The 20,661-nt window shown below is 65.2% G+C and carries 17 protein-coding genes, 3 tRNA genes and 1 pseudogene; 4 read left to right on the top strand and 17 right to left on the bottom strand.

What is annotated here, in order from left to right:
• Positions 1–26: 26 nt before the first annotated feature.
• Both DL544_RS07470 and DL544_RS07465 read right to left on the bottom strand, forming a co-directional pair.
• Entirely contained in the window at positions 27–1,370 is a 1,344-nt protein-coding gene (locus DL544_RS07470; protein ID WP_065177374.1) for a sensor histidine kinase, read from the bottom strand.
• 1 nt (position 1,371) lies between these two features.
• Positions 1,372–2,043, bottom strand: coding sequence for a response regulator transcription factor (locus DL544_RS07465; RefSeq protein ID WP_139726949.1), 672 nt, complete (start codon positions 2,041–2,043; stop codon positions 1,372–1,374).
• A 145-nt stretch (positions 2,044–2,188) separates the two neighbouring features.
• Here DL544_RS07465 and DL544_RS07460 point away from each other — a divergent pair, with 145 nt between their 5' ends.
• The gene (locus DL544_RS07460; protein ID WP_005415972.1) at positions 2,189–2,956 is read left to right on the top strand and encodes a MipA/OmpV family protein; all 768 of its coding nucleotides are present in this window, start codon (positions 2,189–2,191) and stop codon (positions 2,954–2,956) included.
• Positions 2,957–2,985: 29 nt separating this feature from the next.
• Entirely contained in the window at positions 2,986–3,270 is a 285-nt protein-coding gene (locus tag DL544_RS07455) for a hypothetical protein (RefSeq protein WP_005415971.1), read from the top strand.
• Positions 3,271–3,366: 96 nt separating this feature from the next.
• Here DL544_RS07455 and DL544_RS21240 read toward each other — a convergent pair whose 3' ends face one another.
• Positions 3,367–3,507, bottom strand: a complete 141-nt coding sequence (locus DL544_RS21240) for a hypothetical protein (RefSeq protein WP_171955946.1) — start codon at positions 3,505–3,507, stop codon at positions 3,367–3,369.
• A 182-nt stretch (positions 3,508–3,689) separates the two neighbouring features.
• On the opposite strand from DL544_RS21240, the gene DL544_RS07450 reads away from it, so the two are divergent.
• Positions 3,690–3,992, top strand: coding sequence for a hypothetical protein (locus tag DL544_RS07450; RefSeq protein WP_139726948.1), 303 nt, complete (start codon positions 3,690–3,692; stop codon positions 3,990–3,992).
• Between the two features lie 126 nt (positions 3,993–4,118).
• On the opposite strand, the gene DL544_RS07445 is transcribed toward DL544_RS07450, so the two are convergent.
• The 3 genes from DL544_RS07445 to uvrB all read right to left on the bottom strand — a co-directional run bounded on the left by DL544_RS07445 (position 4,119) and on the right by uvrB (position 6,497).
• A tRNA-Val gene (locus DL544_RS07445) sits at positions 4,119–4,193 on the bottom strand.
• 98 nt (positions 4,194–4,291) lie between these two features.
• Positions 4,292–4,366, bottom strand: a tRNA-Val gene (locus DL544_RS07440).
• 106 nt (positions 4,367–4,472) lie between these two features.
• Complete coding sequence (gene uvrB / locus DL544_RS07435; RefSeq protein WP_005415968.1) at positions 4,473–6,497, bottom strand: excinuclease ABC subunit UvrB; 2,025 nt, start codon at positions 6,495–6,497, stop codon at positions 4,473–4,475.
• A gap of 127 nt (positions 6,498–6,624) precedes the next feature.
• Between uvrB and DL544_RS07430 the strand changes: the two genes are divergently transcribed.
• Complete coding sequence (locus DL544_RS07430; RefSeq protein WP_065186110.1) at positions 6,625–7,170, top strand: GspH/FimT family pseudopilin; 546 nt, start codon at positions 6,625–6,627, stop codon at positions 7,168–7,170.
• A gap of 52 nt (positions 7,171–7,222) precedes the next feature.
• Here the strand turns inward: DL544_RS07430 and DL544_RS07425 are convergent.
• The 11 genes and pseudogenes from DL544_RS07425 to grxD all read right to left on the bottom strand — a co-directional run bounded on the left by DL544_RS07425 (position 7,223) and on the right by grxD (position 20,610).
• Positions 7,223–7,299: transfer RNA gene (locus tag DL544_RS07425), tRNA-Asn, on the bottom strand.
• A 47-nt stretch (positions 7,300–7,346) separates the two neighbouring features.
• On the bottom strand, positions 7,347–7,754 hold the full coding sequence (locus DL544_RS07420) for a type IV pilin protein (protein WP_005415966.1): 408 nt from the start codon (positions 7,752–7,754) through the stop codon (positions 7,347–7,349).
• A gap of 23 nt (positions 7,755–7,777) precedes the next feature.
• The gene (locus tag DL544_RS07415; RefSeq protein ID WP_065186109.1) at positions 7,778–11,545 is read right to left on the bottom strand and encodes a pilus assembly protein; all 3,768 of its coding nucleotides are present in this window, start codon (positions 11,543–11,545) and stop codon (positions 7,778–7,780) included.
• A 13-nt stretch (positions 11,546–11,558) separates the two neighbouring features.
• A complete protein-coding gene (locus DL544_RS07410) occupies positions 11,559–12,080 on the bottom strand; it encodes a pilus assembly PilX family protein (protein ID WP_032954069.1) in 522 nt (173 codons plus the stop codon).
• A 5-nt stretch (positions 12,081–12,085) separates the two neighbouring features.
• Positions 12,086–13,243: a PilW family protein gene (locus DL544_RS07405; RefSeq protein WP_065186108.1), complete on the bottom strand. Its 1,158-nt coding sequence runs from the start codon at positions 13,241–13,243 to the stop codon at positions 12,086–12,088.
• Between the two features lie 8 nt (positions 13,244–13,251).
• Positions 13,252–13,749 carry a type IV pilus modification protein PilV gene (pilV, locus tag DL544_RS07400; RefSeq protein ID WP_111202162.1) on the bottom strand — a complete coding sequence of 166 codons (498 nt, stop codon included), beginning with the start codon at positions 13,747–13,749 and terminating at the stop codon, positions 13,252–13,254.
• Positions 13,746–14,261: a pilus assembly FimT family protein gene (locus DL544_RS07395; RefSeq protein WP_005415961.1), complete on the bottom strand. Its 516-nt coding sequence runs from the start codon at positions 14,259–14,261 to the stop codon at positions 13,746–13,748. Before DL544_RS07395 ends, pilV begins: the two co-directional genes overlap by 4 nt.
• 161 nt (positions 14,262–14,422) lie before the next feature.
• Positions 14,423–15,811 (bottom strand): nucleotide 5'-monophosphate nucleosidase PpnN, encoded by a 1,389-nt coding sequence (gene ppnN, locus DL544_RS07390; RefSeq protein ID WP_139726947.1) that lies wholly within the window; start codon positions 15,809–15,811, stop codon positions 14,423–14,425.
• 252 nt (positions 15,812–16,063) lie between these two features.
• A complete protein-coding gene (locus DL544_RS07385; RefSeq protein ID WP_072166746.1) occupies positions 16,064–19,285 on the bottom strand; it encodes a TonB-dependent receptor in 3,222 nt (1,073 codons plus the stop codon).
• Between the two features lie 232 nt (positions 19,286–19,517).
• Positions 19,518–20,293: pseudogene (locus DL544_RS07380) on the bottom strand (SDR family NAD(P)-dependent oxidoreductase).
• Positions 20,290–20,610, bottom strand: coding sequence for a Grx4 family monothiol glutaredoxin (grxD, locus tag DL544_RS07375; RefSeq protein WP_005415957.1), 321 nt, complete (start codon positions 20,608–20,610; stop codon positions 20,290–20,292). Before grxD ends, DL544_RS07380 begins: the two are co-directional and overlap by 4 nt.
• Positions 20,611–20,661: the final 51 nt, after the last annotated feature.

The raw sequence follows: 20,661 nt of genomic DNA, 5'->3' as shown, positions 1-20,661 counted from the left end.
CTATCGGGACTTGCCCCGCAAACGCGTCAGCGCCGGACGCTACCGCGATGGAAATTGACCCGGAAGCTTGCGCCGCCTCCCGCAGCCTCACCGACACTGACCGAGCCACCGTGGTGCTGCACGATCTCCTTCACCAGGTGCAGGCCCAGGCCACTGCCGCTGCCCGCCGCGCGCAGGCGATGGAACGGCTCGAAGATCGCCTCGCGGTCGCTCACTGGAATGCCCGCACCCTGATCGCTGACCTCCAGCAAGCCGCGCGCATCCAACCGCACGCAGATGGTGCCACGGCCACCACCATGCACGATCGCGTTGTGCACCAGGTTGGCAATCACCCGCCCCAGCGCCAGACTGTCGCCGTGGATCCACACCGGCGCTTCCGGCGCGTCCACTTCGAATCCATAGCCGGCACCCACCACCAACGGCGCCAGGTCCGCGGCTGCCTCACGCACCAGCAGGGCCAGGTCCAGCCGCTGCAATGCGCCGACATTGCGGTCAAGGCGCTGCAGATCGAGCAGGTGCTCGGCAACATTGCCCAGCCGCGCCACGTCGGTCAGCAACTGCGACTTCAGCTCGCCCTGCGGCAGCTGAGACAGTCTCGCCTGCACCACGGCGATCGGCACGCGCAATTCGTGCGCCGCGTCGGCGAGGAACTTGTCGCGCGCTGCATAGCCCTGCTGCACCTTGTCGATGGCATCGTTGAAGGCTTCCACCAGCGGCGCCACTTCCGTGGAGACCAGCCGCGCATCCAGCCGCGCACCGGGCTGGCCGATATCCAGTTCCTTGGCCTGCTGCGCAGAACGGCGCACGCCGCGCATGGCACGGTGGATGACGGTCGGCATCACAAGCAGGGTGACCACGATCAGTGGCAGGAAGAACCACAGGCCGATCAGGCGCAGCACCATCAGGGCGCCATCCAGCAGCCCGCCCTTGGGCGCGCCACCGACCATCACGGTGATGCGGCGCCCGTCCTCGTTGCGGATCATCACCCGCGCCACGTCCAGATAGGGGGGCACCAGCGAGCCCAGTTCCGTGGCGCCCACGGTCGGCAGCCGCGCGAGCATCGGCGCGTGGATGGCTGGGATGGTGCCGCGCTCGAGCCACATGCCCTTGTCATCCACCGCGGCGAACCAGAGATTTCCCCCGGCGTTGGCATCGAGCTTGTCCCAGCGCGCCTGGTCCAGCACCAGGCGCCCGCCTTCGCTGTGCACCGCCTTGGCCACCGCCTCGGCAACGAACATGTCCATGCCCCAGGAGTCCTTGTCACCCCAGGTCAGGATCAATGCGACCACCGCGAACAGTACGGTGAAGGCCTGCGCCAGGAACAGGCGCCAAGCCAGGCCAAGGGTGATCGAACGGATCGGACGGGCCATCTCAGGCCTCCGCCAGCAGGTAGCCGACGCCGCGGATCACATGGATCTCCACCCCCGCCCCGGCCTGCTGCAGCGCTTTGCGCAGCTTGGAGATATGCGCATCGAGTGCATTGGATTGGATCTCATCATCGAACCCGTACACTGCAGCCTCCAGGGCACTGCGGGTAACCGTGCGGCCCTGCCGCATCGCCAACGCCTGCAGCACCAGCACCTGCCGACGTGGCAATGCCAGGGGCTGGCCCTCCACCTGTGCCTGCAGCGATTCGAAATCGAACTCGAGCCGCCCCAGCCGCAGGCTCGGCGTCACCATCGTCGAAGGCCTGCGCGATACCGCGCGGATGCGTGCCATCAGTTCCTCGATCGCCACCGGCTTGACCAGATAGTCATCGGCACCGACGTCCAGGCCTTCGACCTTGTCCGACAGCGTCCCCTTGGCGGTGAGCATGATCACCGCCAGGTTCGGCCGCAGCGCACGCGCCGAGGCGACGAATCCGGCGCCATCGCCATCGGGCAGCTGGCGATCGAGCAGCAGCAGCTGGTGCACCGGTTCGCGCAAGGCGAGCGCGGCCTCGGCCAGGCTGCCGACCACATCGGCGACCACGCCCTGCCGCTCCAGGCCCGATTGCAGGGCGCGGGACAGATCAGGATCGTCTTCGACCAGGAGGATGCGCATCAGGGACTCGTCAACCGGAAACGCTGCCGATCATAGTGCCTGGCGCCGTGATTTTGCGCCCATGCATGCCGAACGCGCGGGCGCAATGTTCTGACAATGTTGCCCCGTCACCATGCGCAGCCATCCCCTGCAACGTGGCTGATCGATGCCGTCGCTGTCCCCGCACCTGCTGCGCCCGCTACTGCTCACCACGGCCCTCGGCGTGCCGTTGCTCGCCCATGCTGCCGGGCAGAACCCCGGCGTGCAGGCCGGTATCAGCGCTGGCGCGACCTCCGGTGCGTACGCGCACTATGACGTCAAACCGCTGGTGGTACCGGCCATCGCCTGGCAGGGCGAGCGCTTCTTCGCCAGCCCCGGCTCACTTGGCATGTACCTCTACAAGGATCAGGGGTGGCGGCTGTCGGCGGCGGTCACGCCCTACACCCTGCGCTTCAAGACCGGCGACGTGAATGATGCTCAGCTGCGCCGCCTGCACAGCCGGCAGATGTCGGCCATGGCGGGCATCAACGGTGAGTACAGTGCCGACTGGGGCATGGTCGAGGCCAGCGTGATGCGGGACGTGACCGGCCATGGCGGTGGTATCGAGTCGCGCCTGCATTACAGCCATCCGATCCAGGCAGGCCGCTTCACCTGGGTGCCGCGGGTGGGTGTCGTGCATTCCAGTGCACGGCTGCTCGACTACTACTACGGCATCAGTGACGAAGAGGCACTGCGCTCAGGCCTTGCCAGCTACCGTCCGGGTAGTGCCACCTCACCGAGTCTGCAGATCGCGGTCAGCACGCCACTGGGCATGAAGTGGCGCGCGACCGGCGTGGTGGCCAACCAGTGGTTCGGCGACGCAGTGAAGGACAGCCCGATGGCACGACGCGGCACGCAGACCTCGGCCTTCATTTCCCTGATGCGCTCGTTCTGAACGAGCGCCCCGCTACGGACAAGGACCCCATGGCCTCCGTCTTCCCCACCGCAGACGCTCACGCGATCCTGCGTGCACCGGACCTGGACAGCGCAGAACGCGCCTATCTGGGACTGATGCCCGACCTTGAACATGTGAATGCACTGGCCCGCCGTGCAGTGGGCCTGTCACGCGTTGCCGACGCGGCACGCGGCTATGCGTTGTCGATGACTCTGGTCGGACTGCGCCTGCAGGAGCTGGAGATGGGCGAGCCAACGGCCAGGGAACATCGTCAGGCCACCCTGCGCAGCCTGCGCCAGGCCTTCAGCGCCTGACAGCACCCGCACAGGCACTGCCGCCGCACCGGTGGCAGCGGGAGTCATCGGGTCAGCAGGTCCCGCCACCCGGCAGGCCCGGCGCGGCAGCGTCGTTCAGCGCAGCGTGGTCCACGCCAGCAGCGCGCTCAGGATTGCGACCCAGATCACTGCCTTGAACGTGCCTTCCAGCATGTTGCCGCCGAACAGGCGTTCCATGAGCGGATTGGGCCTGGACACCGGGACGTGATCACTCATGCGGCAGTTCCTTGCAGTAATTGCGCAGTTGCGCAGTTGCGCCGAGTCTACGCCTGCGCGGCCCGGATTCATCGCCATCTGCCTGCCTTTGGCGGCCCAATCCCCGCCTTCGTCGCAGGCCGGCTGCGGTGCCCGGCCGACCATGCCAGCCTGCACGCACTTTCCCGCTGGAGCACCGTGCCATGCCGATGCTTGCCCTGATCCTGCTGTTCTCCAGCCTGTTCGGCGACGGCTGCGGGCCCACCGAGGATGCCCTGCGCAGCCAGATCCTGCGCACCGAGGATCGGCAGGCCATGCATGAAGCGCAGCCCCTTCAGCTCTATCACCTGCGCCAGGACCGCGTGCTGCGGCTGGGCAGCCAGCAATCGACAGACGACACTGGCGCCAGCCCTCATCCTGCGCTGGCCCGGGTAGGTGTGGCGCAGCTGTGGGAACGCGTCGACGGCCAGTGGCGCATCCAGCGTTCGATCAGCATTACCGACTGATTTCATGCCACTGAACCGGCACGGATGCAGCTTCGCGGGAACGCCAGGCTCCCCGGAACGAAAAAAGCCGGCCCCGGGGCCGGCTTTCATCGTTTCCACCACTTCACCGGCAACGCCGGGAGCAGGTGGTGGGCGGTACAGGGTTCGAACCTGTGACCCCTACCATGTCAAGGTAGTGCTCTACCGCTGAGCTAACCGCCCATCTTGTTCTTGCCGCCCGAAGGCTGGCCTTGTTACGTAAAAACCCGGCGCCAGGGCCGGGCTTTGCAGTTCACGACAGCCCTCTTCCGAGGACTTCGTGGTGGGCGGTACAGGGTTCGAACCTGTGACCCCTACCATGTCAAGGTAGTGCTCTACCGCTGAGCTAACCGCCCGTATTGCTTCTGCATTTCCGCGATTGCGTCGGTGCAGGCCGCGTATATTACGGATGCGGGCCGTGAAGCGCAACACTTTTGTGAAGATGATGCTGCACTGCCACGTTCAGCCCAGGCTGGCTTCCTTCAGCTGCCGGATCTGGTCACGCACCCGTGCGGCATCCTCGAATTCGAGGTCCTTGGCGTGCTGGTACATCTGTTGTTCCAGCGCCTTGAGACGGGTCGCCAGCTGCGCCGGAGACAGCGAACGATAGTCGGCCGCTTCTTCGGCCACACTCGCCCGGCCCTTGCCCTTACCCTTCTTGGCTTCCTTCTCGGCGGCATCCGAACGCGCGCCTTCGAGGACATCGACGATCGGGCGCGCCACCGAGCGCGGCACGATGCCATGTTCTTCGTTGTACTCGACCTGCTTGGCACGGCGCCGGTCGGTCTCATCGATCGCCGCCTGCATCGAGCGGGTGATCTTGTCGGCGTACAGGATCGCCTTGCCGCGCACGTTGCGTGCGGCGCGGCCGATGGTCTGGATCAGCGAGCCGGTGGAGCGCAGGAAGCCTTCCTTGTCGGCATCGAGGATCGCCACCAGCGATACCTCGGGCATGTCCAGGCCTTCACGCAGCAGGTTGATGCCGACCAGCACGTCGAACTTGCCCAGGCGCAGGTCGCGGATGATCTCCACGCGCTCGACCGTATCCACGTCCGAGTGCAGGTAGCGCACGCGGATACCGTGTTCGGTGAGGTACTCGGTGAGGTTTTCAGCCATGCGCTTGGTCAGCGTGGTGACCAGCACGCGGTCGCCCGCCTTGATGCGCGCGTTGGCCTCGCTCATCAGGTCGTCGACCTGGGTACCGACCGGCCTGATCTCCACCACCGGATCGATCAGGCCGGTTGGGCGCACCACCAGTTCGGTGATCTCGTCACCGGCTTCACGCAGTTCATAGGGCCCGGGCGTGGCCGACACGTAGATGCTGCGCGGGCAGCGCTCCTCCCATTCCTCGAAGCGCAGCGGGCGGTTGTCCAGCGCCGACGGCAGGCGGAAACCGAACTCAACCAGGGTTTCCTTGCGCGAGCGGTCACCCTTGAACATGGCGCCGATCTGCGGAATGGTCACATGCGATTCGTCGATCACCAGCAGCGCATCCGGCGGCAGGTAGTCGAACAGGGTCGGTGGCGGCTCGCCGGCATTCTTGCCGGTCAGGTGCCGCGAGTAGTTCTCGATGCCGTTGCAGTAACCGACCTCGGCCATCATTTCCAGGTCGAACTGCGTGCGCTGCGCCAGGCGCTGCGCCTCCACCAGCTTGTTCTGCGCGTAGAGCTGCTCCAGCCGCTCCTTCAGCTCTACCTTGATCGTCTCGATCGCCGCCAGCACGCGCTCGCGCGTGGTCGCATAGTGGGTCTTCGGGTAGACCGTGAAGCGCTGCATGTTGCGCAGCGTCTCGCCGGTGAGCGGATCGAACAGGGTGATCTTCTCGACCTCGCCATCGAACAGTTCGAGGCGCAGTGCTTCGCTGTCCGACTCGGCCGGGAACACGTCGATCACTTCGCCGCGCACGCGGAAGGTACCGCGCTGCAGCTCGTACTCATTGCGCGTGTACTGCAGCTGGGTCAGGTGGTTGATCAGGTCGCGCTGGTCGATGCGCTCGCCCTTTGACAGGATCAGGCGCAGTGAAAGGTAGTCTTCCGGCGCACCCAGGCCATAGATCGCGGACACCGTGGCCACCACGATCGCGTCCGGGCGCGACAGCAGGGTCTTGGTCGCGGCCAGCCGCATCTGCTCGATGTGTTCGTTGATCGAACTGTCCTTCTCGATGAAGGTGTCCGACGACGGCACGTAGGCTTCGGGCTGGTAGTAGTCGTAATAACTGACGAAGTACTCCACCGCATTGTGCGGGAAGAACGCCTTGAACTCGCCATACAGCTGCGCCGCCAGCGTCTTGTTCGGTGCCATGATCAGCGTCGGCTTCTGAACGTTCTGGATGACGTTGGCGATGGTGTAAGTCTTGCCCGAGCCGGTCACGCCCAGCAGGGTCTGCTTGGCGATGCCGGCCTCGAAGTTGCTGGTCAGCTTCGCGATGGCGTTGGGCTGGTCGCCCGCCGGCGAATACGGCGAGACAAGTTCAAAACTGTCGCTCATGGTGTTGCCAGTTCCCGGGAAGGGTCAGTATACGGGGCGAGGGTGACGGCCGGCTGAGGGGTCTCCGGGCAGACCGCTACGGGGATTCCCGATGGCGGCCGCACAGCCGGGCGCGGAGGCTGGATGCATGCGCACTGCCCAAGCCCCCTGCCCGCTCGGCCCCCGCTCTGCGCGGGGCGTGCACCTGACCGAACTGCTGGTGGTCATCACTGTGCTGGCGGTGCTGCTGGCCGCGTCCTGGCCGGCGCTGCAGCCCCTGCTGCTGCGGCAACGCGCCGATGCACTGCAACTGACCCTGCATGCCAGCCTGTCCGGCGCACGCAGCGAGGCCGTGCGCAGACGGGAGCTGATCGGCCTCTGCGCCAGTGTCGACGGCCGGCACTGCAGTGACGACTGGAGCGCCGGCTGGATCATCTACCGCAGCGGCGACCAGCGCGGGGAGCCTGCCTCGCCGGAGGCGATCCTGAGCCACCACACCGGGCGCTCGGACGTCTCGATCCTTGCCCAGGCCAGCAGCGGGCGTCCGCTGCTGTTCTTCCAGGCAGATGGACGCAGCCCGGGGGCCAACCTGACCCTGCGCATCTGCGCGGGCAACCAGCTGCATGGCGCATTGATCGTCAACAATGGCGGCCGCGCCCGGAGTGAGCGTGTGAACCGCGATACACCCTGCTGAATGCCTGCGCAGAAAAGCAGAAGCCGCGATTTCTCGCGGCTTCTGCAGTATCTGGCGCCCGAAGTTGGACTCGAACCAACGACCCCCTGATTAACAGTCAAGTGCTCTAACCGGCTGAGCTATTCGGGCGGGGAGGCGCATTGTACTGGTCGATTACAGGAAGATCAACACCTGTTTCACCAGCAGCTGGCAACGCCACCGTCGGCCGTCTTGCGGTTGGCCTGGTCCACGCTCAACTTGCCACAGCTGTCCTTGGCCTGCGTGCCCTGCGGGGTGGCGGTGATGGTGAAGCTGGTGCCGTCTCCCTTGTAATCCAGGTTGTAGCGCGCAGTCCCTCCATCACGCGGCGACACCTTGGTCGGCAGTGCGTAGCCGGTGTAGGAGTTGTTGCTGGTGTGGTAGCGCTCCGCACGCTGCGCATACTCGGCCAGGTCCGCCTTCACCACGGCGCGATGCGATCGGCGCACGTACTCCTGGTAAGACGGAATGGCGATCGCCGCCAGGATGCCGATGACGATCACCACGATCATCAATTCAATGAGCGTGAAGCCAGCCGCGCGGCGAGGCATGGGAGTGTGCAACATGGGCGTGGATCCTCGCACTTGGGTTACTGGAGCTGGCGCCAGGACTGGCGACCGCACGGGTAAGGCAGATACAGCGACTGGCTGCCCGCAGCACCCACCGCCATCCAGCAGGAGCTGCCACCGGGCGGTGCCTTGTTGTCCGTCGGACGTGGCAACACCGACAGCGAAACGTCACGCACCGGCGCGGTTCCTCCTGTCTTCAATGCAATGGCCGCGGTGCCGGAGGCGGGTCGGCTGCCGGTCGGCGAGCCATAACGGACGTTCTCCAGCATCGGCAGGCCGCTGATCGACGACAACCCGAACAGCCAGTTCGAACCACTGGTCGAACAACCAACCGTTTCCATGTTGGGTACATAGGTCGGCATGAAGACAATGCCACTGACCAGGATCGGGTTACCTACTGCGCGTTCACCGTTGCCGGCAGGCAGCTGGATCATCCAGCCGCGGGCGTTGGCCGGCGCCGCACCCGCGGTGATCTTGCGCTCATCAACGCCTGCAGCGGCGGCCGCGGCCGTGTACGGAACCAGGTTGGCAGCGGTCACCGTCGAGGTCACCGTCTTGCCCGACAGATCGTTCACGGCGTACAGCGCCTGCTGCGACTTGTCATCCTTGTCGCTGGTGAAGGAGAAGCTGCCGGTGCCGAAGTAAAGCATCACGCCGCCCGAAGGACCGGTCGCGGCGGTCATGCCTCCGGTGATCGGCTGACGGTAGGTCCTGTTGGAGGAGTCCCGGGCAACCTGGCTGGTGAACATCGGCACGGTCAACGTGGTATTCGCACTGCTGGTCAGGTCGAACTTCCACACGGCGCCACGCTGATCGGCGGCATAGACGGTGTCGGCCAGGCCATCACGGCCGCGCGCATCCTGGTTGGTACCGGTCCAACGATCGACAACGACCACATTGCCCAATCCGTTGTCACCGGAGATGCCAGCGCCCGAGGTACCCTCGACGGCTTCGATCATCCGGATGTCGCCACTGGCCATATCGACTACGAACAACACCGCCTTGCCATTGGCGCTGCCGTAGCCATTACCGAAGATCGCCTTCCAGGCCACGCCGGTGCCACTCTTCACCGGCACGATCACCGGCTTGCCCAGCACGAAACCGATGTTGTTGCGCACCTCATCCCGCAGCGACGAATTGATGTCACTGATTTCCCACAGCACGTTGCCGGTGCCGAAGCTGCCCGGCGTGGTGACGTCCAGTGCGAACACCGAACGGCCACCCGCACCCGTGGTGCCTACCAGGCTGGTCTGCCAGGCGGTGCCGTTGAACGTATCGGACACCGTCACCGGACCATCGACGTAGTAACGATGACGGAAGGTCTGGTCGGCCGTGTCGGACTTGTAGGGGAACAGCAGGTTGGCCATGTGACCCAGCGCGGTGGCCGGGATGTAGGCAAAGCTCTCCGTGCCACCGGTGCCGTCCTGCTTGGCATCGGCCTTCATGCCGCCGTCGAAGGCGTGCAGCATGCCGTCATTGGCGCCGACATAGACCATGTACCGTTGCAACTTGGCCTTGGTGGCCAGGTAGTCCGTATAGCTCTTTGCGTAGGTGCCACCCAACTGGCGGTAACCGTAGTCGTCCAGCGGCGAGCTCACCACCGGCGCCGAATTGACGATGTCACCCAGCGGCGTGGTGCGGTCACGATACTTGCCACCGTTGCGGACTTCGGTCGAGCTGTCGGCACTGAGATAGTTGATCGCGCTGGCCAGATCAGCCTTGATCGCCGTCAGCTTGTCGGTGGAGCACACCAGCATCGTCGCGTACTTGCCGTCAGGCTTGCTGCACAGGTCCTGCAGGCTGATGCGGGCGCTGTTGAAATCCACGGGCGAACCCAGCTTGTTGGCGACGATCCGGCGGCCGGACGATGTCAGGCGGCTGGAGGCTTCCCATACCTCGGTGAGCTCGGCCACCTGGTTGGCGTTGACCTTGACGCTGGACGCGGTCAGCTTGCTCGACCAATCAGTGCCGCTGTTGGTGATGTCATAACGCGGGGTGACCGCCAACGAGCCGGTACCGATGCGTGCACCACTGATACCGATCGTGCCTGAAGGCGACGCACCACCGGTGATCGAGGACAGTACCCGGCGCATGGCCTCGGTGACGTCGGCCGGCGTCTGCGCATTGATGAACTCGCCACGGCTGTTGACGGCCGCGTGCCACAGTTCATCGATGACCGTACCGTCGTCGACATTCAGCGGGTTGCCGTTGCCAGCCCAGTTCGGCGGGTTCTTGTAGGGATCGTCGGTCGCTGCCTGGTTGACGCCATAGATCTTGCCCTGCGCGCCCAGGGTCACGCCGTAGAAGTTCATGTGCAGGTCGGTCTGGCAGTCCAGGCGCTTCCAGTCCGGGCTGCTCTTGTCCAGCGAACTGCACTTGTCACTGACCGGCACCTGGCCGGCCGGGAAGCTGGTGCCGGTGCGTAGGGGTGTGCGGGCGCCGGCATAGGCCGCCGCCGCGATGTCGGCGATGGTATTGCTGTAGCCATCGGCGAACGGAATGGACGGCAGGTGCGTGGAATTCACCGAGTCCGCATCACCGAACGATCCGTTGGGTGCATTGCCGGAGTTGGTGTAGCCGTCGGTGAACAGCATGCCGCCATTGCGCTGGCAGGCCAGCTGCACGGGGGCGTCGGCATCGGTACGACGGAACTGGTCGACCAGATATTCAACCGCGCGGCGGTTGGGCGTGCCGCCATTGCCGGTGAGCGTGTAGATCTGCTTGTAGAGATCGGCACGATTGGTGACCATGTCATACATGGTCGCGTTGCTGAGCTTGTTGATGGTGAAGTAGCCCACGCGCATCGTATCGACGCTCACCAGCGCCGCAGTCGACGAACCGACGATCGCCAGCACGCGGTTGCGGTGGTACTGGAACCAGTTGGCAAAATTCTGGATCGCGGCGTTGTAGGCGGCCGGGCTCGAGTAGTTGCCCGGCTTGATCTGGTAGCGGCGCATGTCGCAGCCCGGACCACAGGCACCCTTGATCACCGGGCGACTGGCGTCGTCGGTCTTGTATCCGTCCGGTGCAGGCGCTGCGGCCGGCAGGTAGAAGGTGGCCGGGAAGTAGCTGATCGCGTATGTGGTATTGCCGGTGTTGCTGATCGCAGCGGTCTTCCACCCGCCATCCCACCAGTTGTCGACATAGTATTCATTGCCGGTGCCGGACAGGTCGGGAATCCGCATGCCGCTGACGAACTGGAACTTCTCCGACGTCTCGGCGCGATTGACGGTCATGTTGTACACGGCATTGTAGCCGCGCTGCCCGGACCGGGGATCGGCGCGGGTCTGGGTGATCGAGGCATTCGGCCACAGCGTGCCGTCGGCATTGGTCCACGGCCGGTAGGTCACTGCCGGATTGAAGTAACTGGCGTTGTAGACATGCGAACGCGCGAAACCGTAGATGTCCAACGGCGGAATGGCCCGGCCCGGTGAATATTCCTTGTTGAATTCCGCGTGCGGGTAAAGGTAGAGGTAACAGTCCACCGAGTTGTTGGCACACGCCGAGCCCACGCTGAAGAAGCTTCCGTCGTTGTTGAAGAAGCTGTTGGTGTTGCTGTTCCAGCGCATGCGGCCGTCACCGCCGGGGAACATGCGCTCGAAGTTCATCGAACCCGAATCGTCCACCGCCATGATGAACGCCGGTGTCGCGCGGGTCTGCACGTTCATCGGCTCCTGTGCCAGCACGCCCTGCGCCTGTGCGGCAAACAAGGTATGCGCCAGATAGCCGCCAGCGGCCAACACGGCAAGGCCAACGCCTGCCAGGATCCTGCGGTTGCGAGTGTTCATGGGTTCCCCACCCTCACAGCTTGAATACGGTATCGATCGCCGCACGCGACGTCGCATCACTGGTGGTATCACCGGCATAGGTCGTGATCTGGTAGACCGGCGTTGGCTTCTCCACCGACTTGCCCATGTCCAGCGCACCCTCCCCCTGGATGCAACCCTGGATCTCACGGACATAGATGGCCGGCTTGCTGCCCAGCTTGGTTTTCGCGACCCAGGCCGACGGATCGAAGCCGTCATCGCACTGCTGGCTGATGTCGGCGGACGCTACGGCCGGATTGGCACCGGCATCCTTGCGATTGGCGATGTTCTCCACCGCGTTCTCGGCGCTGCGTGCCGCGCCTTCGGCGTTCTGGAACGCCATGTTGGTCGCCCGGTAGCCGGCCGCCATGCGCTCCTGCATGCCGGCCACCTGCATGCCGATGACGCCCAGCAGGGCCAGCAGCACCAGCATGATCAGCGCGACGTAGAGAACGGCACCCTGCTGTCGTGCCTGGGCAACGAAGGGACGGCGTCGGGAGGAAGGATGAGTGCGCATGGTCGTCAGTTCCCGAACAAGCGGTTGCGCAGCGCAACGGACGCTTCATAGGCGCCCCGATGGCGCTGGTCGTAAGGATTGGCCGGGGCAAAGCCCACCCCGAGGATGGCCGGATAGGTGGCCGCGCTGCCCGGCGCCTCGGCCGACGCACGCTGCGGGCTGCGCGCCAGCAGGCCGACCTGCACCATGCCGACGCGGCGCCACTGCCCTGCGGCGGTGGCATCGGTACCGGTGCTGACCGCACTGGCCACGCGCTGGTCGACGATGCGACCGGTCGGCGGCGTGGGCAGGGCGATATCCGGGGTGGCATCCAGTCCGTACAGGAACTGCATGTTCTCGATGCCTTCCACCAGCTCCTCGCCATCGGCGTAGCCGCCGGCGCCATTCGCGCGTGCCCGGTAAAGCGCCGGCTCGCCATTGGGATTGGTCGCGATGTAGTACGCCATGCCATCGGCGCGATACAGCATGGTCATCGCGTTGTTGATCGAATAGTTGCTCAGGTCGACCTTGTCCACCTTCACCGTCGAACCGCTGATGGTGGCCGGGAACACGTCGGCACGGGTGCAGTCGGCTATGCCAAAGACCGTCGGCGCACCTGCGGCGTTGGCCTTCAGACGGGCCATGCCATCACTGGAGACGGTCAGCGTGGTCGCGCCCGCGGCCACGGAGATGCCGGTCACCACGGCCCCTTCCGGACTCATCAGGCGCAGCACCAGGATGTCGCTGCCCGGCAGTGGCGCCGGCTTGAGGTTGGCGATGCTCTTCGGCACCGACTGCGCCGCGCTCCACGCGCGGCCCAGGGTCAGGGTGGCGCCCGGCGCCGTACCTGCTGCCTCATACCCCTGCACCGGAACCGAGAAATCCTGCGGGTCGCCACTGCCCGAGCTGATGCCCAGGTGATAACCGACATCGCCGGTGTTCTTGACCACATGGGCCTGGTCGTTGACGCAGCCGAAGTGGCCGGCCATGCGCAGGTCGCGCTGCAGGAAGTCCAGCGCGAAGCGCGCGTTCTCCTGGGTACGGGCCGCACCTTCGGACAGGCGCGATGCCGCACGCGAGGCGATGAAGATCTGGGTGACGCCCAGCATCAGGACCAGGCCGATGACCATGGCGATCATCAGTTCGATCAGCGACAGGCCTCGGGTGCGCGAAATTGGACTCATGGGCATGTTCACAGGAAGGTCGTCAGGCCGAAGGTGGTAAGGCTGTCGGGGTCCTTCGGATCCCAGCGCTGGTCACCCCAGCTGATGGCCACGGTGACCTCGCCGGTGCTCTGCACGAAGGTCACCTGTGCGCTGGCCTTCTCGCCCAGCGTGCGTGCGACCTCGCACTGCCAGCGCGCGACGTTCGCCTGCGGCGTCACGGCGGCGCCGGTCGGCCAGGCGCAGGCGCCGCTGGGCTTCACCGAGCCGGCCGAGAACGAGGCCGAGGAATAGGCGCCACCGGCCAGGGTGTCGGTGCGCTGCGCGCGCATCAGTTCGATCAGGTCGTTGGCCAGGTTGGTCGCCTGGGTGCGGTAGTTCGCGCTCTGCACGAAGCGGACGTTGGTGGTCTGCAGCAGGGCGAAGCCCAGCAGCCCGAATGCCAGGATCAGCACCGCCACCATCACTTCGATCAGGCTGAAGCCCCCCTGCGACGAACGCGGGTGGGCCAGGTTGCGGCGGCTCATGAGCAGGTTCCCTTGGTCACCCGGACCTGGCCGGATTGGTTGATCGTCAACGTGCTTTTCGATTCGCCGGCCTTGCACGCATCCGGCGACAGCACCAGCGTCTGATCGGCGACCGCCCTGCGCCGGCCGCGCCCGTCGAAGGCGATGACCGCGCCCGGCGGGCCAACTACGCTCAGCTGCGGATTGCCCTGTGAAAAGCGCAGCGCGACGTCATTGCTGCCCATCTGGCCGTCGCCATCCAGGTCCGACCAGGCCAGTACCCCCTTGGACCAGTCGCCATCACAGGCTTTGCCATCGGCGCTGCCACAGACGCCGCCACCGTTGCTGTTGCGGATGCCTTCGCTGCGGGCCAGGTTGGCCAGCGCGATCAGCTCGTTGTTGGCGGTCGCCAGCCGGTTCGAGCGGATCATGCCGCGGAAGCTCGGATAGGCGATCGACGCCAGGACCACGAAGACGGCCAGCGTGACCATCAGTTCAACCAGCGTGAAGCCGTTTTGCCGGCGCAAAGACATTGAACGCTCCCCAGCGTGTTGGTGGCCACGATGGGCCATCGCCCCGCCACCGGCAAGCGGCGGCAGGATGAACGGTCAATCCGGGGCGACGGGCGTCAAAGGCTTGACGACCCGCCCTTCCCTGCCAGTGCCGGCGCGATCCCCATCGCGCCGGCCCGGGTTCAGGCCAGCACCTGGTAGCAGGGCTGGTACTCGCCGGAGATCTTCATCCGGCGCTGTTCGACGAAGGCGCGCAGCAGCGCATCCAGCGCCTGCATCATGTCCGGGTCGCCGTGGATCTGGAACGGCCCGAACTGCTCGATGCGGCGCATGCCGTCTTCCTTCACGTTGCCGGCGACGATGCCCGAGAACGCGCGGCGCAGGTCGGCCGCCAGCGCGTGCGGGGCACGCCCGTGGTGCAGGTCCAACGCCGCCATCGCTTCGTGGGTGGGTACGAACGGCTGCTGGTACTCCCACGGAATCTCGATCGACCAGTTGAAGAAGAACGAGTCCTTCTGCGCCAGGCGGCGCTCGCGCACGCGCTTGATGCCAGTGGCCATCTTCTTCGCAACCGCCACCGGGTCGCCGATGATGATCTCGTAGCGCTCGGCAGCCGCATCGCCCAGGGTCAGGCGGATGAAGCGATCAATCTGCTCGAAGTACGGCGCCGCTACCGTCGGGCCGGTCAGGATCAGCGGGAACGGCAGGTCCTTGTTCTCCTCGCGCAGCAGGATGCCGAGCAGGTACAGGATCTCTTCGGCGGTGCCGACGCCACCGGCGAACACGATGATGCCGTGCCCGATGCGGACGAAGGCCTCAAGGCGCTTCTCGATGTCCGGCATGATCACCAGGTGGTTGACGATCGGGTTCGGCGACTCGGCGGCGATGATGCCCGGCTCGGTCAGGCCGATGTAACGCGTCACGGTACGGCGCTGCTTGGCGTGGGCGATGGTGGCACCCTTCATCGGGCCCTTCATCGCGCCCGGGCCACAGCCGGTGCAGATGTCCAGGCCGCGCAGGCCCAGTTCATAGCCCACCTGCTTGGTGTACAGGTATTCGTCGCGCGAGATCGAGTGTCCGCCCCAGCACACCACCAGGTTCGGATCACCCGGATTGAGGATGCGCGCGTTGCGCAGCAGGCCGAACACCGCGTTGGTGATGCCCTCGGATGACTCCAGCTCGGCCGCGTAGGCCGGGCCCATTTCGATGGCCATGTAGGCCAGGTCGCGCACGACGGCGAACAGCAGTTCGGCGACGCCGCGGATGATCTCGCCGTCGACGAAGGCCATCGCCGGCGCGTTGACCAGATCGATGCGCACGCCACGATCCTGCTGCGCCACCTGGATGTCGAAATCAGGGTAGAGATCGCGCGCGGCGCGCGGATCGTCCGAGGCGCTGCCGCTGGTCAGCACGGCCAGCGCGCAGCGGCGCAGCAGCTCATGCATGCCGCCGGCGGAGGCATCGCGCAGGCGGGCCACCTCGGCCCGCGACAGCACATCCAGCCCACCGCGCGGGTAGATCCGGGCATCCTGCACCGGCAGTGCACGGGCCGATTTTTCGTTCGTGGTCATATCCAATTTTTCGCTTCCTTCAAGGTTTCCGACTGTACTGCCGCCCCCTTAAAAAGCAAAACGGCCGGGAAACCCGACCGTTGGATGTGTGCCACCCGCGTCCGCCATTCCGGGACCGCATCGGCGGCGTTGGCACCGCGCACATTTCTGGATGCTACGCCGTTGCCCCACGCCCTGCAAGGACTTTCGCCTGAACGGGAAACGGCCGGGTTTCCCCGGCCGTTTCCACTTACCGCTTCAAGCGCTGATGGATCAGAACTTGTACTTCAGGGTCAGCTGCATCGACCAACGCGACACGGCGGTGTTGCCCTTGTCGTTGTTGTTTTCCTGCACCGACGGGTTGTCGGTCGAACCAGTGAAGGAGTACACGTACTTGCCGGTGGCCGGATCGATACCTGCGTAGTTGGCAACGCGACGGGTCGAGTAGAAGCCGTAGTCGTCGATCAGGCCCCACTTCTTGTTCAGCAGGTTGCCGACATTCATGATGTCCAGGGCGACTTCACCCTTGTGCCCCTTCATGAAGCCCGGGAATTCCTGGCTGACGCGGACGTCGAAGCTGTTGACCCACGAGGCGCGGTGGCGGTTGGCCGGGACCACGCTGCCACGGTAGGCATCGAGTTCCGGGTTCTGCGCCAGCCAGTCGAAGAACTGCTTCTCCATCGCGGCACCGCCGGTGAACAGCACGTCGCCCGGACCCTTCGGCACGTAGAACAGGTCGTTGGTGGCAGCACCGTCGCCGTTGGCATCGTTGTAGAAGATGTAGCTGTACGGACGGCCCGAACGGCCTTCGTAGAACAGGCCGACGCGGGTGGCGTTGTCACCGAAGAAGTTGTGCTTCCACTCCAGGGTGCCGGTGACGCGGTCCTTCATCGCATAACGCGAGTTGTAGGCCACGTTCTCGTTGGCATTGAAGATCAGCGTGTTGTTCCAGTTCGAGGTGTTCTGCGAGCTGGACAGCGGGCTGACTTCGGTGGACTTGGTGTAGGTGTAACCCAGCGACCAGCCCCAGTTCTCGGTCAACGGCTTGGCCAGCGAGAAGGTGGCCTGGGTGCCGCGGCCCTTGTCGGTGTTGCGCAGGACCAGAACGTCGCCGATGTCGGACGGACGGTTGGCGCGGTCAACCGCACCCTTGGTACCGGTCGACATGCCGTAGTCGACACCCTTGTCGATACGGGTATTGGCCTGGTTGCGGCCAGCGGCGTTCCAGTAGATCGCGCGGCCATCCTGACCGAAGGCGGTCGGCGCCGACACGTCCAGACGGTCGAAGTAGATGCCGTCCTTGACCTTGGTGAACAGCACTTCGGCCGACGCGACGATGCCGTACCACGGCAGCTCATGGTCGAACGCCAGGTTGGCCTTCCACACCGACGGCAGGCGGGTACCCGGCGCGATGATGTCGACGTTCTGACGGGCCGAAGCCGGGCCACCGGCCGGGATGTACGGGTTGTTGCCGTCCGGAGTGAAGGCACCGGCCGGGATGCTGCGCTCGTCGTACTCGATGTAGTTCAGGCCGGTGTTCTGGTAGGCACCTGCCAGCCACACGTTCGGGGCGGCGCCGCCGAACAGGCCCACGCCACCGCGCAGCTGGGTCGGGCGATCGCTGTCGAAGGTGTAGTTGAAGCCGACGCGCGGCTGCACCAGGTTCTTGTCGACCAGCTTGGTGTTGTTGAAGCCGTACAGCTGCTCGATGCGCGGGTTGTACAGGCGCTGGGTGCTGAAGTCAGGCATGTCGATGCGCACGCCGAACATCAGGTTCAGGTTGTAGTTGATCGCCCAGGTGTCCTGCACGAACACGCCGGTGTTCTTCAGGGTGAAGTCGGCCGGGATGTCGCTGCGGCTGCCATCGGCGCGCGGAGCACGCAGCTGGTAGCGCGAAGCCTTGCCCGCCAGGAAATCGTTGACGCTGTTGAATTCGTACACGCCGTTGAGGTTGCGGCCGTAGAAGTTCATCAGGTCATTCTTCGAGTAATCGAAGCCGAACTTGACGGTGTGGTCACCGATGTACCAGGTACCGGCACCAAAGGCGCTCAGTTCCTTCGACTCGACGATGTTGACGTGGGTGTTCTGTTCGGTACCGACGTACAGCGAATCGTTGCCCGACTTGATGCGGATCTGCGGCATGTCCACCAGCGGGACGCGGTTGGCCGAGTAATCCTTGTGCGAGACCTTGAACTCGGTCGAGAAGTTCTCGGACCAGTCACTGAACAGTTCGCCCATCCAGGTTTCGTACTGGGTCGGCTGCTGGTACCAGAAGTTGCTCAGCGAGATGGCGCTGCTGCTGACCTGCGGGAAGCGAACGACGTTCTGCTCCATCTTGTTGTAGCGCAGGGCCGCACGGTGGTTCTCGTTGATGTTCCAGTCCAGCTTGACCGCATACTCTTCGATCTCGGTCTTGCTGTTCGGCGCCGCCAGGCTGCCCGGGTCGTAGCCCAGCTTGCCCAGGAAGTTCTGGACGTCGGTGATCTGCTGCTGGGTGATGGTGCCACGGCCGATCGGCGTGTCGCTCAGGGCGACGCCGGCAGCCGAGCGCTCGTACTTTTCATAGTTGGTGAAGAAGAACAGCTTGTCCTTGACGATCGGACCGCCGAAGGTCATGCCGTAGGTCTTCTCGTCCTCGAAGCCGTTGAAGTCCTGCTTGTCACCTTCCAGGCGCGAGCGGACCATGTCCTTGTCGCGGTACGAACCGTACACGGTGCCGTGGAATTCATTGGTACCCGACTTGGTCACGGCGTTGATCACCGCGCCGGTGCCACCGGCGATGGTGGTGTCGTAGTTGGCCAGGTCGATGTTGATTTCCTGGATGGCGTCCATCGACACCGGCTGACGCTCGGTCGGCAGGTTGTTGGAACCCAGGCCGAACGGATCGGAGGCGCTGATGCCGTCGATGCGGATGGCGTTGTAACGGGTATTCTGGCCGCCGGCCGAGATCGCGCCGTCCGCCTTGCTGACCTGCGAGATGCGCGGGTCGAGACGCACGTAGTCCTGGATGTTGCGGCTGGCCGACGGCAGCGCATCCATCGTTTCGCGGGTCACGTTGGTGCCGGTGCCCATCTTGTTGGCACTGAACAGGTCCAGGCCGCCGGCGGTGGCAACAACGTTCACCGCGTCCAGGTTGGTTGCAGCCAGGTCACCGCCCAGGTTGGCGTTGACGGTGTTGACCTGGTTCAGGTTCAGGTAGACACCTTCCTCGGTCTTGGTGCCTTCACCGGACTTGGTGATGGTGATGGTGTACGGACCACCCACGCGCAGGCCGCGCGCGTTGTATCGGCCCGACGCATCGGTGGTGGCACGCGAAACAGTGCCCGACTCGGTGTGCGTGATGGTGACTTCAGCGCCGGCGACAGGCTGGCCTGCAGCGGACATCACCTGGCCGCCGACACCGGCGGAGGTGCTGCTCTGGGCGAAGGCGGGAGCGGCAGCAAGTGCAGCCACGAGACCAAGGGTAAGCTTGGACATCCGGAGTGGGTGGGTCATTTTTCGGTAGCCTCGATGCGAGTTGGCGATGGCGGAAAAAAAGCGCATCCAAGCAGCCCTGCGGGTGGCTGATCGGAGAGTTATCTGGGGTTCCCTACCGCTCGGCTGAAGGCAGCCCTAACGGTTAACACTAGATTAACACGCTACGCCATCAATGTGACGGTTGTGCGACAAACGGCACCGGTTCGCAACGCAATCGTGACGGGCTCTTCACTCCGCCTTTCCACAGGGCTCACCTTTCCCGGGGCGTCTCACTGGCATCGAGAATCTGCCCGCGCCAGGTGCTCCCAGCGGCGGACAGCAGGGTCACCGCGGCGGCCGCCGCGGCTTCCGGGCCTTGCGCAGCCGGGTCCTGGTCCACGGAATAGGCGCGGGCCCGAAGCGCCGTGCGCAGGGGGCCTGGGTACAGGCCGCTGACCCGGACGGGACTGCGGCCCAGTTCATCGTGCAGGCTGGCGATCAGGCCACGCAGGCCGTGCTGGGCTACGCCATACCCCCCCAATAGGCCTGCCCCACCCGGTCGGGGGCATCGACCGCGAACACCATGGCGGCATCCTCGCGTTGCCGCAGCAGCGGCAGGCAGGCCTGGGCCAGCCAGGCCGGTGCGGTCAGGGTGACATGGACCGCACGGGCGAAACTGGCCGGGTCAGCCAGTTCAAACGGAGTCAGCCCGGGGAAATGCGCGGCGCATACCAGCAGTCCATCCAGCCGCCCCAGCTCGCGCTGCAGGGCCTGGGCCAGTTCGGCATAGTCATCGGGGCTGGCGCCTTCCAGGTCCAGCGGGTACAGAAGCGGTTCCGGACCGACCGCCTGGACCTGGGCATAGACCCGGTCCAGCCGGCGCGGCTTGCGTCCCAGCAGGACCACGGTGGCACCGGCTGCGGCTGCGGCGACCGCCGCGGCACTGCCCAGCCCTCCCCCGGCGCCGGCGACCAGTACGACGCGATCCTGCAACGGGCGGCCATCGATCGCCCCGTCAGTCGGTGACGTCGACGGCCAGGCACTCATCCCTGGGTCGCCTCTTCGACGATGCGCTTGAGCTCGCCGGATTCAAACAGTTCCATGACGATGTCGCAGCCGCCGATCAACTCACCGTTGATGAACAGCTGCGGGAAGGTCGGCAGATTGGAAAAGCGCGGCAGGTTGGCGCGGATCTCCGGCTCTTCGAGCACGTTGACAGTGCGCAGGGTGACGGCGCCGGCTGCCATCAACGCCTGCACGGCGCGACTGGAAAAGCCGCACATCGGGTATTGCGGGGTGCCCTTCATGAACAGCACGAGCGGGTAACGATCGACCTCGGCCTGGATTTGCTGCATTACCGCCACAACCACACTCCTTGCTTCGCCGGACAAACCGACCGTGATGGTCGGCTAGAC

The sequence above is a fragment of the Stenotrophomonas sp. pho genome (assembly GCF_006228405.1).
Lineage (GTDB): Bacteria > Pseudomonadota > Gammaproteobacteria > Xanthomonadales > Xanthomonadaceae > Stenotrophomonas > Stenotrophomonas sepilia.
The sequence above is the reverse complement of the archived record's forward strand: the minus strand, read 5'-3'. Positions and strand labels throughout refer to the sequence as shown.

What these genes read in the sequence shown, in the direction of transcription:
- DL544_RS07450 (WP_139726948.1), top strand. Translation starts at nt 3,690, where the DNA reads ATGCCGATGCTTGCCCTGATCCTGCTGTTCTCCAGCCTGTTCGGCGAC.
- DL544_RS07395 (WP_005415961.1), bottom strand. Translation starts at nt 14,261, where the DNA reads ATGTCTTTGCGCCGGCAAAACGGCTTCACGCTGGTTGAACTGATGGTC.
- uvrB (WP_005415968.1), bottom strand. Translation starts at nt 6,497, where the DNA reads ATGAGCGACAGTTTTGAACTTGTCTCGCCGTATTCGCCGGCGGGCGAC.
- ppnN (WP_139726947.1), bottom strand. Translation starts at nt 15,811, where the DNA reads ATGACCACGAACGAAAAATCGGCCCGTGCACTGCCGGTGCAGGATGCC.
- DL544_RS07385 (WP_072166746.1), bottom strand. Translation starts at nt 19,285, where the DNA reads ATGACCCACCCACTCCGGATGTCCAAGCTTACCCTTGGTCTCGTGGCT.
- DL544_RS07420 (WP_005415966.1), bottom strand. Translation starts at nt 7,754, where the DNA reads ATGTTGCACACTCCCATGCCTCGCCGCGCGGCTGGCTTCACGCTCATT.
- DL544_RS07430 (WP_065186110.1), top strand. Translation starts at nt 6,625, where the DNA reads ATGCGCACTGCCCAAGCCCCCTGCCCGCTCGGCCCCCGCTCTGCGCGG.
- DL544_RS07465 (WP_139726949.1), bottom strand. Translation starts at nt 2,043, where the DNA reads ATGCGCATCCTCCTGGTCGAAGACGATCCTGATCTGTCCCGCGCCCTG.
- DL544_RS07415 (WP_065186109.1), bottom strand. Translation starts at nt 11,545, where the DNA reads ATGAACACTCGCAACCGCAGGATCCTGGCAGGCGTTGGCCTTGCCGTG.
- pilV (WP_111202162.1), bottom strand. Translation starts at nt 13,749, where the DNA reads ATGAGCCGCCGCAACCTGGCCCACCCGCGTTCGTCGCAGGGGGGCTTC.
- DL544_RS07455 (WP_005415971.1), top strand. Translation starts at nt 2,986, where the DNA reads ATGGCCTCCGTCTTCCCCACCGCAGACGCTCACGCGATCCTGCGTGCA.
- DL544_RS07470 (WP_065177374.1), bottom strand. Translation starts at nt 1,370, where the DNA reads ATGGCCCGTCCGATCCGTTCGATCACCCTTGGCCTGGCTTGGCGCCTG.
- DL544_RS07405 (WP_065186108.1), bottom strand. Translation starts at nt 13,243, where the DNA reads ATGAGTCCAATTTCGCGCACCCGAGGCCTGTCGCTGATCGAACTGATG.
- DL544_RS07460 (WP_005415972.1), top strand. Translation starts at nt 2,189, where the DNA reads ATGCCGTCGCTGTCCCCGCACCTGCTGCGCCCGCTACTGCTCACCACG.
- DL544_RS07410 (WP_032954069.1), bottom strand. Translation starts at nt 12,080, where the DNA reads ATGCGCACTCATCCTTCCTCCCGACGCCGTCCCTTCGTTGCCCAGGCA.
- DL544_RS21240 (WP_171955946.1), bottom strand. Translation starts at nt 3,507, where the DNA reads ATGAGTGATCACGTCCCGGTGTCCAGGCCCAATCCGCTCATGGAACGC.